Consider the following 12,734-nt stretch of genomic DNA (forward strand, 5'->3'; position numbering starts at 1 on the left):
ATACCTTTTTTTATTTTAATAGTCGGATTGACTTACTTCGTTTTTTACTAACGCAACCCCTGAAGAAGTTCCTATACGTGTTGCACCTGCTTGTATCATCGCTTCCATATCTTCTTGACTGCGAACACCACCTGATGCTTTGACGCTAGCTGCATCCTTCACGGTGTCTTTCATCAGTTTTACGGCTGCTGGTGTTGCTCCACCGGTACTGAATCCAGTTGATGTCTTAACAAAATCAGCCCCTGCAGAAACTGCAAGTTCACATACTTTTATAATTTCATCCTCTGTTAGTAAACATGTTTCAATAATAACCTTAAGGACCTTATCGCCACATACTTCTTTAATCGCACGGATTTCTTTTTCGATGAAATCATATTTTTTGTCCTTTAATGCACTCACATTAATAACCATATCGATTTCGTCCGCCCCATTTTCGAGTGCATCTTTTGTTTCCCATACTTTAGTTTGAGTTGTATTAGCACCTAATGGAAAACCAATAACCGTACAAACTTTAACGTCACAATCTTTAAGTAATTCATTACAGAGTGAAACAAACCCAGGATTAATACAAACACTCATAAAATCATATTCTTTTGCTTCCTCACATAAAACACGAATTTGTGCTTCTGTAGCATCTTGTTTTAATAAAGTATGATCAATATATTTATTTAATTTCATTTTATTGTCCTCCATATAGTCTTTCTAAAATTTGTGATGCGCAAACTTCATCACCCATCCACGGTTCTTTCGAACCATGTTCACGATAAATGAATTTTTCTTCACCTTTTCCAATTAATACAACTGTATCATCCGGCTGAGCCATTTTCAATGCTTTTTCAATAGCATCAACCCGCTTGGGTACAAATTCATAATTATCCTTCTCAATACCTGAAATAATATCCTCCGTGATATCTTCGACGCGCTCATCGCGGTTATCATGTTCTGTAATTATTACATGATCACAATACGTCGATGCAATATGCCCCATAATCGGACGTTTTGCAGTATCGCGACCACCTGCCGCTCCAAATACAGTAATAATACGCCCCGAATCTGACTGTGTTTCACGTACAAACTCATAAACGTTTTTCATACTATCTGGTGCATGTCCGAAATCCACAACAACTCTAAAAGGTTGTCCTTGTTTAACCATTGTCTGGCGACCATCGACGTGCTCAATATCCTTTAATTCAGGGATAATACGTTCGAGTGCATAGCCACGCTCGTGAAGAATTGCAATAACATTTAAGGTGTTGTATACATTGAAAATCGCAACAAAATTTGTGACAACAGGATACGATTTCTCTTGGTATACCAGTGTGAATTCTGTTGAATCTTCATTTAAAACAATATTTTTTGCACGATAATCGGCACGTTCATTTTCAATACCATAGGTTACAACATTTGAATAGCCTTGTTTTGTTAAAATTTCACCATACTCATTATCGATGTTGATTACCATATATCCTGTCGGCTTTAAACCATCGAAAAGCATTTTTTTAGCCTCAAAGTAGTTCGCCATAGTCTTATGATAATCAAGGTGGTCATGTGTAAGGTTTGTAAAGGATGCATTATCGAAATCGATAGATTCAACACGTCTTAAGGCAAGCCCTTGGCTTGATACTTCAAGACATACTTCCTCGACCCCTTCTGATCGCATGTCATGCAAATATTCTTGCAGTTCTACAATATCTGGCGTTGTTAGTGACGGGGCAAACTTATGATCATTATATTCAACCGAAATAGTCCCAATATAACCCGCATTGACTCCAAATCGTTTGAGTATATTTCGCACTGTTATCATGGTAGTACTTTTACCATTTGTTCCCGTAATACCGTAAACATACATATCTTTTGATGGACTGTTATAGAATCGATCCGTGATTCGATGCAACTCAGTCATAACATCATCAACCCGAATAAACTCAATGCCATCAATCGGTTCTAAATCGTCCGAATGAACAATCGCAATAGCACCATTTTCAATTGCTTGGTGAACAAAACGGTGTCCATCGACCGTTAAACCTTTTAAACAAAAAAACATCCCATTTTTTACGCGATCACGCGAGTCTAACATTAAGTGATCAATGATATATTCAGAATCTGTTTTTACAAGTCTATTCAATTTCATACTTATCTCCTACTCTTCTTTTCTGCTTTAACGCGTTGTTTATTAATTTTTTTAATGCAGCGCGGTTTGATAAGTTCATTTTCAATACAATAATCCAAGATTTTTTCATCATCCATATCTAAAATCAAATTTGCTAGGTGTTGAATTTGATTTTCTTGAAGTACTATTTTTTCCTCTAGCGGATAAGCTTCACACATCGCCAAACTATAGCGATATAAAATATTTAAATCTTTTCGATATAATATGATAACATCACCGCGTTGGTTAATATAACGCCCACTACTCATATTCGCAATGAAAGGCTTTAATCCATAAAAATCTACTGGTATGAGTCGATCTTGAAATTCTTGATATAGTTTAAAATACTGCGGTAATTCAAGGATTGCTGTTTCACGGTCATACAACGTATTTAAGAGCACATCAAAAAATGGTATATATACTCGGTCCTCTTCAGTAACATCAAAAACCTTTAGTTTAGCTTTCATAGGTGCTATATCACATTGAATGATAAAGTTACGCTCATTAAATAATAGATTATCCCACATATCATAATGTTCATTGCGTATTCTCTCAAATTCAGATTCAAAAATTTGTTTTGTATTTAAACCGTGCTTAAAGACATCCAATTTAAATAAATCTTGGTCGCTCTTAGGATTCAAACCGAGATTATAGTTCTTATTTAAAGTCGTTAGCTCCGAGATTTCCTTCTTAGATCGTGCTTGCTTATGGTACTTATTTAGTATTTTCACTTAATCACCTCACACGCTGAAAGCATATTACAAATATAAATACTTGCTGTTTCAGCTCTAAGAACGTTATTACCCAGGCTTACTTGTTGATAGCCCATAGCCTCAAACTGTTCACGTTCAAGTGGACTGAAGCCTCCTTCAGGACCCACCAAGACACTAATTGAAGATACCTCTTTGGTAACAGTATTAATAAGGTGTTCTTCGTCACCGATATCTGCATAAAGATTTAATTCTGATTTGAACTGTTCTAAGTCGTTCATCGTCGCAATGCCTAAAACCGGCACCTCATATTGACGATAAGACTGTTCTGATGCTTCTTTGGCAATCAAATTAAAACGTTCCATTTTTCGCTCGGAGCGCTTCCCAAAATCGCGAACTACGCCGTGTTGACTTTGATATAAAACAATTTCATCAACACCACATTCACATGCTTTTTGAATCATCCATTCTAACCGCTCAGAACGAATCAACGAAGCGATAATTCGCAGTTTAAATTTTTTCGGTTGCCACACAATCGATTCTTCAGCTTCAAGTTTTGTTAATGATTCATCAACAAAATTTGCGATTACCCCTCTGCCCGATTGGTCTACAAGGCGAATCTTATCACCCACTTGCATCCGAAGAACTTTTCGACACTGGTGCAATTGTTCATCACTTAACAGCAAATTTTCAATCGATTCAATGAAGAATTGTTGCATTAGATACCACCCTTAGCGGTTAGTAATAGTTTTTTGACTTCAAATGGTTTCAATTCTCTAAATTGACCAATTTTTAAATCATTGATATCTAAATATCCAATTTGGTAACGATGCAGTTTTAAGACTGGAAGTCCAAAGTGTGCAAAGATTTTACGAATTTGACGGTTTTTCCCTTCATGAAGCGTAATTGAAAACTGAGTTCGATCTTTTGTTGCATCATATTTCACACGACTGATCTCAACACCTTTATACTCAACACCCTCAATGGTAATACCTTCTTTTAATGAATTCGTTACTTCATAAGAAAGTCTTCCTTGCACGCTCACGCGATAAACTTTTGACATATCAAATTTCGGATGTGTCATATAGTATGCAAAATCACCATCATTTGTCAGGATTAGTGCGCCTGTAGTTTCTCGATCTAATCGTCCTACAGGAAATACACGTATATCATTTGGAACGAGATCTACAACGCTTTCACGGTCTTTATCATCACTTACACTTGATACAACACCTCTAGGCTTATTCAAAATATAATATACTTTTTTTTCTTCGACGTTGATCATCACGCCATTTACCATGACACGATCTTCTGATGAAACTTTGATTCCTTGTTCAGTAACTTTAATACCATTAACTTTTACTTTGCCTTCCGCAATCAATGCTTCAGCCTTACGACGAGAGCAGTAACCACTCATCGCAATAAATTTTTGTAATCTTATATTATTTAAAGAGCTCATTATTTTCTTCCAACATTTCTATCTTAATTTCCGGTAATTCCTTCAAAGTCGTTAGTTTAAATACATCCATAAACGAATTTGTAACTTCATATAATATGGGACGACCCACTGAATCAGCACGGCCGCATTCTTTAATTAAATCCAGTGCTTCTAACCGACGGCACATCATATCACTATTAACACCGCGAATTTCTTCGATTTCTAAGCGTGTGATTGGCTGCTTATACGCAATAATCGCTAGCGTTTCTAAAGCAGCTTGGGATAATTGTCTGTTTTTATTGAATTCAAGCATATCTGAAATCGTTTCATGTAACTCAGATTTTGTTATTAATTTATAAATTGATCCAAATTCAACTAATTCCAAACCTCTATCTGCAGCTGTTAAACTTCGCTTGTAATTCTCAATCAACGCATCGAATTCTACAGATTCCAACCCCAGTGCAAGCATCAGTTGTTCTTTTTCAACGCCTTCTTCTCCAAAGGCAAATAATACGCCTTCTATAATTCCAAAATTCGTCATTAAATTGCCCCCTTCAAATAGACTTCTTCTCCTTGGTAACTTACTTTTAAATCACCCATTCTCAACATATCTAAAACTGCCAAAAACGAAACTAAAAGGTATTGCAGTGTTGGTGCCTGTGCTAAAACATGGTCCAGTGTCAGGACAACACCACCTTCAAAAACCTTTCTTAAATCTTCAACAACCTCGTCTACAGATAATTCTGCACGTTCGATTGAAACATCTTGAGGATGAGCCAATTTAAATCGGCTCATCACTTTCATCATCGCGTTCATTAAATCATAAGGTGTTTGTTCATATGTAATCGATTCTTGTAATTCAGTTTTTATTTCTTTAAATAAGCCCGATGAAATAGGCTTTGCAAATTGCTTTGACCGTTCTTCATATCGTTGTGCAAGTTCAATACTTACCTCTTTGTATCGCTGATATTCAATTAAACGTCTTACAAGGTCATTTTCATCATCTTCAACATCTTTTGCATCCAATTCGCTTTTATCTCGCGGTAACAGGCGTTTACTTTTATATTCAATAAGACCTGCGAGTTCACTTAAGTATTCAGCAGCTACTTCAAGCTTTTGATCTCGAACACTATCTATAAATGCAATGTATTGATCCGCCAATTCAACAATATTCAAGTCAAAAAGATCAAGTTTTTTATCTTTAATTAGAAAAAGCATTAGATCCAAGGGACCACTAAATTGATCAATAGATACTTCAAAATTCATATGTGTTCTCCAATCTAAACTATTATAGCACGGCTGCAATTAAACTTGGTTTTTCAATTGTTTCATCATCAATAATAAAACATTTCACCGTATCTTCGATGTGTTTATCCGTAATTGGCGTGTCACTGTATAAGGTTGCAAGTAAATCACCTGTATGGATATCTTCACCTATGTCCTTGCGTAGGACAATCCCGGCTTTGTAATCAATGATATCTTCTTTAGTTTGGCGACCAGCACCAAGATGCATTGAGACAATTCCAAGTTCCATTGCTTTGAGGTCATGAAGGAAGCCTTCATTCTCGGCATAAACTTCTGCATGATATTGTGCTTTGGTAAAAGCTTCCAAATCATTAAATTGTGAGATATCTCCACCTTGTGCTTCAATCCATTTCAAGAATGTTTCGTATGCAGCACCACTGCGAAGTGTTTCAAGTGCTAATTCATACCCTTTTTCAGGAGTTTCAGCAAGATCAGCTTGGAAAAGCATATATCCCGATGCGACAAGACATAATTCTTCGAGATCTTTAGGACCTTCATTTTTGAGTGTCATAATCGCTTCTTCAACTTCTAATGCATTCCCTATCGAGTGACCTAATGGTTGATTCATATTTGATAGCATTGCGTTAACTTCGCGACCTAAATTTCGACCAATTGTAATCATTGTATTAGCCAATTCGCGTGCATCATCAACTGTTTTCATAAATGCACCTTCGCCATACTTCACATCGAGCAGAATACAATCAGCCCCGCCTGCAAGTTTTTTTGACATAATGGAAGACGCAATCAATGGAATAGCATTGACAGTCCCCGTAACATCGCGAAGTGCGTATAACACCTTATCAGCATAGACTAAGTTTCCTGTCTGACCGATTACCGCAAGATTGATTTTATTAACTTGGTCGATAAAATCTTGACTCGACACTTCAATATTAAAACCTGGAATCGATTCTAACTTATCCAGTGTTCCTCCCGTATGACCCAAACCTCTTCCGCTCATCTTGGCTACTTTTGCACCCGCGGCAGCAACAATTGGACTTAAGATGATGGTCGTTTTATCGCCAACACCTCCGGTTGAGTGTTTATCAACTTTCTTCCCAACAATTGAGGATAAATCAATGACATCCCCACTACGCATCATTGCATCAGTAAGTGCTGTTGTTTCATCTAAACTCATACCTTTTAATACAATTGCCATTAAAAGTGCACTTGTCTGATAATCTTTTACAGAACCATCTGTAACCCCACTGATCCAAAAATTAATTTCTTCATTCGTTAATTCAATACCATCGCGTTTCTTTTCAATAATCTCTACAATTGTCATAATTATATCCTTTCGTAAGTTACTTGTTTAAAAGTACTGTATTCAACCTGATTCTTGATCTTGAATTCTAAATCAGAAAAATCCGGAAAAAATGTATCACCAACAACATCATTCGGTATGTATGAAATGATTAGTTCGTGAGCAAAAGGCAAACTTTGAGCGTAGATTTCTCCACCCCCTGCGATAAAAATATCTTCATTTGAATGTTCGTTTTCTTTTAAAAATGCCATAAGATCTGGAATTGCATTCTCAAATGATTTACTGCGCGTTACAACATATATTTCTCTTTGATCCAATTTGGTTGGCAATCCTTCAAACGTTTTGCGTCCCATCACTACTTTTTGGTTCAAAGTCGTCGCCCTAAAGTGTTGTAAATCTTCCTTATTATGCCATGGCATTGATCCATTAAGACCAATCGTTCGATGTTGATTCATCGCTACAATAATTTTAATCATTAAACACTTACCTTAGCCTTGATTCTTGGATGAGGATTATAGTCAACGACTTCAAAATCGTCAAACTTAAAGTCCGTTATTTCTTTTTGATCTCCATGAATTACCAAGCGTGGTAGCGGGCGTACTTCTCTGCTCAACTGGGTTTGAATTGCATCAAAATGATCATTGTAAATGTGTAAATCTCCAAAAGTATGAATAAATTCACCCACCTCCAAATCACAGACCTTTGCAACCATATGAAGTAACAGTGCATATGAAGCAATATTAAATGGAACACCTAGAAAAACATCCGCGCTGCGTTGATATAATTGCAATGATAACTTATTATCATTGCTTACATAAAATTGCATGAATGCATGACAAGGTGGCAGTGCCATTTGATCAACTTCTGCAGGATTCCATGCGCTCATTATAATACGTCTTGAGAACGGATTCGTTTTGATTGTATCGATTACATTTTGTAATTGATCGACACCTCCAAAGTCGCGCCATTGTTTTCCATAAACTGGTCCCAATTCTCCGTACTTTTGAGCAAACGCATCGTCATTGATAATGCGTTCCACAAATTCATCCATGGATTCCCCCGCGAAATCTTTCGATTCTTGAAACAGTTGATAAGGCCATTCATTCCAAATACGAACCTTGTTTTCTACAAGCCACTTAATATTCGTATCCCCGCTAACAAACCATAATAATTCTTTAGCAAGGGAAGGAAAATGAACTTTTTTAGTTGTTAGTAGAGGAAAACCCTCACTCAAATCAAAACGCATTTGATATCCAAAAACACCTTTAGTCCCTGTTCCTGTGCGGTCCTCCCTTGAAGTACCGTTATCTAATACGAACTGACACATTTCCAAATAATTTTTCATTTTATCACCTATGTACTATTATACAAAAAATTCGTTGTCTTTGGTACTATTTCGGGTATAAGAACTCAAGATGTTCCGCAATTAAGATATATTTATCACCTTTAATTTCTAATCGTCCCTTAACTGAGATTAAACTCCCCGGTTTGCAAGACTCAGTTGTGGTTTCGCTTGCTCCACGCCACAATAAAATCGGGAATGTATCCTTACGGAAGGTTCCGCATGCATCACGAAAATTCGATGTAACACTAACGTGCATCAAAGCATAACTCGCATTGGTGTGATTTTCGATTGGTACGGGCATCGTTTCAACATGCCCAACAAGTTGAACAAAATTCATAAATTCCTCCTGTATAAAAAATCTTTCGTGGTTACCCACATTTCTAAATGTACTTTAAATCTTATTATCCCTACAATATTTTTTAATAAATACAATAAAAAAGATTAGATTTATTAAAATCTAATCCTTTTTCATTATTAAGAATGAATCATCACTGTTCTCAATCATTGCAGCAACCTTTTCTAGAGCTTCGAAAGGTAGGTCACGAATCATTTCCAAATATTCAAAATAAGACACGCCATCAAAATGAGCCCGGCCCAAGGTAATGGCAAGTTCATCCGTCTTGCTCAAAGACATAATCATTTCACCATAATAACGCTTGGTAAGTTGATTGAAAGAAGATTCATCGTACTGTAAATGACGCATTTTTGAATTAATCAATGTCTTAAAGGCTTCATGTTTAGACCCTTCATTTACAAAATAAACTACTCCAAACGATTCCCGAATATCAATGTCGTAACCGTAAGAGTCGGAAACAATCCCTGAATCCAACCAATCTTGGTACTCGGGTAACATTTCTGAAAAATTCATTTCTAAAAGCATACGAATCAAGAATTCATCTTTCAATTTATCGTTGTTGGTATAGGGGAATTTGAATGAATACGTCATCTTAGGTTCTTCTACATCCCCCAAAATTTCCCGTTCTTTGATTGCGACATGCATCGGCTCTTCATCAAAAACATCTTTAACTGTTTCCACTTGTTTGCGATGATTCAGCGTCTCTTCAAGCACAATGCGTTCTACTTCATTTGGGTCTTTCGGTGTTACTATGGTCAATGACATCCGATGATCTGCATAATTCATCTCATAAGCTCTACGTAAATCTGCTAATGTCGTTTCTGTAACACTTGCTTCTGTCCCCGCAATATCATAAATAAATGGATAATGGTGGAATAAATTAATGTATGTTTCATTTAATAAACGCATATCCGGCATTTGTTCATACATTTTTATTTCTTCGATAATGATGCCTTTTTCTTTTTCAACGCTTTCTTCTGTAACACTGAATTTGCTTACAAACTGAATCAAAAGTCGAAGTGGTGCTTCGAGGTCGCCATTATGTCCGAAGTAATACATCGTCTGCTCATAAGATGTAAAGGCATTTCCACTTGCTCCGAGTTCAGCAAATTGACTCAGAATATCTTTACTTTCGTCTTCGAAAAGTTTATGTTCAAGGAAATGGGCAACGCCAGATTTATGATTGATGAGCACACCATCTAAACTTTGTTTGAGATTCAAGGCACCAAAAGGTGTTCCGTAAACTGCGCTCGAACGTTTAAAACCTGGTCGATGAACTATGGTCACCGCTAACCCACTGGGAGTTGTAAACGTATAAACCTCTTCATTAAAATCATTCTTAACTTTAATCATTTTTTTCACCTCTATATGCGAATATATACGGTTTTCGAATCGTGTTTAAAACTGCTTTCACATCAGCTTCAGTGACATCACGAATCTTCGCCTGCATGGATTCGATGGACTCATCAACCTCTAACATATTATTTCTAAAAGTATGGTCCGCAATACTTTTAATTCGTTCTGAATTCCCTTCCAACGAAAGATCAAGATAATTGATTGCAGCTTGAATATCCAAGGATTCATTGCGAATGATTTCAAACTGTTCTTCAATTAATGCCAACGTTTTATCTACATTATTATCATTGACCCCAGTTGCGATATAAAAAATCCCATCAAAAACTTGTCTTGAAGCATAAATTGAATAACACAAACTATGTTTTTCACGGATATTTTGGAAAAGTAGTGATGTTGGTAACTGACCTAAATAAGCGATAAATACCAAATAAGCATAATACAAATCATCATATGGTGTGATACTTGTTTGATATATACAGACAAGTTCACTTTGACTTCCCCTATAACGTTCTTCTTTGTATGTGTTCTCAATGGACGTTTTAAAAAGTGCATCCGCAATTGGTTTCGACATTCCTACATTAAACGCTTTAAAATCACAGGTTCGATTAATTCCCCCTACGAGATAGATTTGCTTATTGAATTCATGAATACATGCTTGATGTAGTCCTTTGATATCTTCAAGGGTGATTGATTCGAGATCATCCAAATCCCCTAAAGCATTGAGTTCAAATAATTGACCTGCTCCCGCATTTTTAAAACCTTTGATTAATGCATTTTGAGAAGCATTTTCTTTCACATGCAAATGGCTCATTCTTAAATTTTTCTTTGCTTCTTCGAGCGTCTGTTCGTTTAGAAGTGGGTATAAGTACATATCTTCAAGAAGTTTGATTTGTTCGTCGAGAAGCGGTTCATTTGTAAAGCGCTCATGAATCATTTTAATACCTAAATCAATAACTTGATAGGTCCCAAGTGTATAAGTTAAAGCACTGGTTTTCGCGCCATAAAGCATATCATGTCGTTTTGCTAGTGACGTTTTCGTGGGATTATCGATAAGGCGATCCCCCATCATGCGAGTGAGTAAATTCGCCATCGTATTTGTTTTTCTTTCAAGTTTTAATACAATTTTAAGCGAAAGATACACCTCATGAAATTTTTCTTCATTAATTAAATGAATCTGTATGCCGTTTTGTAATTTTAATTCTTCATTCATGATACATCCTCCAAAAAATGATACAATATAATAGCATTGTACATCAATATGATGTAAATAGAAAGAACGGTGGCAGAATGATTAAACCTAATGATGCAGTCTTCTTGACTGATCTCTATGAATTCACAATGGCGTATACATATTTCAAACAAAATCGACATGAAGAAATTGTTTATTTCGATATGTTTACCCGAAAAATACCGAACCAAGGTGGGTATCTCATCTTTAATGGTTTGAGCAAACTTATTGAAACTATAAACAATTTTAAATTTAATCAATCCCATATCGATTACCTTTATGAACAAGGCTTTACGGATCAAGCATTCTTAGATTATTTATTGAATTTAGAACTTAATCTGGATATATGGGCTGTGGAAGATGGCACGGTGGTATTCCAAAATGAACCCCTTGTAACGGTACGCGGAACAGTTATTGAAGCTCAACTGATTGAAACACTTCTTTTACTATCCATCAATTATTCAACACTCGTAACGACGAAAGCAAGCCGCATCGTTAATGCAGCTCGCGGACGCGCAGTGTTGGAATTTGGAGCGCGTCGCGCTCACGGTTATGATTCATCCGTTGACGGTGCTCGTGCCGCAATTATTGCTGGCTGCGTTGGAACATCACATACCCTCGCAGGTTATCAATATGGAGCCAACGTTTCTGGAACAATGGCACATTCATACATTCAACTTCACGATTCAGAATTTGAAGCTTTTATGGCGTTTGCAGAAATTAATCCTGATAATGCTATTTTCTTAGTTGATACTTATGATACTTTAGGTTCTGGAATTCCAAACGCGATCCGTGTCGCAAAGGAATACCTAATTCCTAAAGGATACCGTCTAAAAGCAATTCGTTTGGATTCGGGTGACCTTGCCTATCTCTCAAAAGAAGCACGAAAGATGCTTGATGAAGCTAACCTGCATGATTGTAAGATTATGGCATCGAATTCATTGGATGAGTATCTCATTGACGACTTAATTTATCAAGGGGCCCAGATTGATTCATTTGGTGTTGGTGAAAACTTAATCACATCAAAATCTGAACCCGTTCTCGGTGGTGTGTATAAACTTGTTGCTCAAGAACACCCTGATGGTTCACTCACGCCTAAAATCAAAGTTAGTGAAAATATCGAAAAAATTACAAACCCTAGCTATAAACGACTCTATCGTTTTTATGACAATCATACAAATAAAGCACTTGCTGACTATATTGCACTAGCTGACGAAGTAATTCCGACAGATGAAATAACGATTTTTGATCCATCTGCTCCTTGGAAAAAGAAAACGCTCAAAGAATACCAAGTGCGTGAACTACAAGTTCCAATATATCAAAATGGAAACTGTGTCTACGAACTGCCTAATCTTGAAGAAATTGCTTTATATTCTCAAAAAGAGCTTGAAACAATTTGGGATGAAGTGAAACGGTTGCATTATCCACACCGTTATTACGTTGACCTTTCCCAAAAATTATACGATCTTAAACTTGAATTACTTCATAATATAAGCAACAATAAATAATAAAAAAGATGAGTTAGCCAATATATATCCCCCGTTTTTCATGGGTGAGCTAGAGGCTAACTTTTCTTATGTTCGTGTT

At 36.4% G+C, this 12,734-nt stretch carries 14 protein-coding genes; 1 reads left to right on the plus strand and 13 read right to left on the minus strand.

From position 1 onward, the window contains the following. Window positions 1–15 precede the first annotated feature (15 nt). The 13 genes from deoC to B096_RS0103110 all read right to left on the minus strand — a co-directional run bounded on the left by deoC (window position 16) and on the right by B096_RS0103110 (window position 11,129). Complete coding sequence (gene deoC / locus B096_RS0103050) at window positions 16–678, minus strand: deoxyribose-phosphate aldolase (RefSeq protein WP_018579319.1); 663 nt, start codon at window positions 676–678, stop codon at window positions 16–18. A gap of 1 nt (window position 679) precedes the next feature. Beyond that, entirely contained in the window at window positions 680–2,131 is a 1,452-nt protein-coding gene (locus B096_RS0103055; RefSeq protein WP_018579320.1) for a UDP-N-acetylmuramoyl-L-alanyl-D-glutamate--2,6-diaminopimelate ligase, read from the minus strand. A 2-nt stretch (window positions 2,132–2,133) separates the two neighbouring features. Then, window positions 2,134–2,880 (minus strand): hypothetical protein, encoded by a 747-nt coding sequence (locus B096_RS0103060; RefSeq protein WP_018579321.1) that lies wholly within the window; start codon window positions 2,878–2,880, stop codon window positions 2,134–2,136. Further along, window positions 2,877–3,578 carry an RsmE family RNA methyltransferase gene (locus B096_RS0103065; protein WP_018579322.1) on the minus strand — a complete coding sequence of 234 codons (702 nt, stop codon included), beginning with the start codon at window positions 3,576–3,578 and terminating at the stop codon, window positions 2,877–2,879. The genes B096_RS0103060 and B096_RS0103065 overlap by 4 nt, the downstream gene beginning before the upstream one ends. Continuing rightward, the gene (locus B096_RS0103070; RefSeq protein ID WP_018579323.1) at window positions 3,578–4,318 is read right to left on the minus strand and encodes a pseudouridine synthase; all 741 of its coding nucleotides are present in this window, start codon (window positions 4,316–4,318) and stop codon (window positions 3,578–3,580) included. The genes B096_RS0103065 and B096_RS0103070 overlap by 1 nt, the downstream gene beginning before the upstream one ends. Next, window positions 4,302–4,838 carry an SMC-Scp complex subunit ScpB gene (scpB, locus tag B096_RS0103075; protein ID WP_018579324.1) on the minus strand — a complete coding sequence of 179 codons (537 nt, stop codon included), beginning with the start codon at window positions 4,836–4,838 and terminating at the stop codon, window positions 4,302–4,304. The genes B096_RS0103070 and scpB overlap by 17 nt, the downstream gene beginning before the upstream one ends. Continuing rightward, window positions 4,838–5,563 carry a segregation and condensation protein A gene (locus tag B096_RS0103080; RefSeq protein WP_018579325.1) on the minus strand — a complete coding sequence of 242 codons (726 nt, stop codon included), beginning with the start codon at window positions 5,561–5,563 and terminating at the stop codon, window positions 4,838–4,840. The genes scpB and B096_RS0103080 overlap by 1 nt, the downstream gene beginning before the upstream one ends. Window positions 5,564–5,585: 22 nt before the next feature. Then, entirely contained in the window at window positions 5,586–6,884 is a 1,299-nt protein-coding gene (locus B096_RS0103085) for a pyrimidine-nucleoside phosphorylase (protein WP_018579326.1), read from the minus strand. A gap of 2 nt (window positions 6,885–6,886) precedes the next feature. Then, a complete protein-coding gene (locus B096_RS0103090) occupies window positions 6,887–7,339 on the minus strand; it encodes a dihydrofolate reductase (protein ID WP_018579327.1) in 453 nt (150 codons plus the stop codon). Further along, window positions 7,339–8,208 (minus strand): thymidylate synthase, encoded by an 870-nt coding sequence (thyA, locus tag B096_RS0103095; protein WP_018579328.1) that lies wholly within the window; start codon window positions 8,206–8,208, stop codon window positions 7,339–7,341. The genes B096_RS0103090 and thyA overlap by 1 nt, the downstream gene beginning before the upstream one ends. A gap of 46 nt (window positions 8,209–8,254) precedes the next feature. Continuing rightward, entirely contained in the window at window positions 8,255–8,545 is a 291-nt protein-coding gene (locus B096_RS0103100; RefSeq protein WP_018579329.1) for a single-stranded DNA-binding protein, read from the minus strand. Window positions 8,546–8,665: 120 nt separating this feature from the next. Continuing rightward, entirely contained in the window at window positions 8,666–9,916 is a 1,251-nt protein-coding gene (gene yfmH / locus B096_RS0103105) for an EF-P 5-aminopentanol modification-associated protein YfmH (protein ID WP_018579330.1), read from the minus strand. After that, window positions 9,909–11,129 carry a M16 family metallopeptidase gene (locus B096_RS0103110; protein ID WP_018579331.1) on the minus strand — a complete coding sequence of 407 codons (1,221 nt, stop codon included), beginning with the start codon at window positions 11,127–11,129 and terminating at the stop codon, window positions 9,909–9,911. The genes yfmH and B096_RS0103110 overlap by 8 nt, the downstream gene beginning before the upstream one ends. A gap of 77 nt (window positions 11,130–11,206) precedes the next feature. Between B096_RS0103110 and B096_RS0103115 the strand changes: the two genes are divergently transcribed. Further along, window positions 11,207–12,655: a nicotinate phosphoribosyltransferase gene (locus B096_RS0103115; RefSeq protein WP_018579332.1), complete on the plus strand. Its 1,449-nt coding sequence runs from the start codon at window positions 11,207–11,209 to the stop codon at window positions 12,653–12,655. Window positions 12,656–12,734 lie beyond the last annotated feature (79 nt).

This window comes from Erysipelothrix tonsillarum DSM 14972, assembly GCF_000373785.1.
Taxonomy (GTDB): Bacteria; Bacillota_I; Bacilli_A; order Erysipelotrichales; family Erysipelotrichaceae; genus Erysipelothrix; species Erysipelothrix tonsillarum.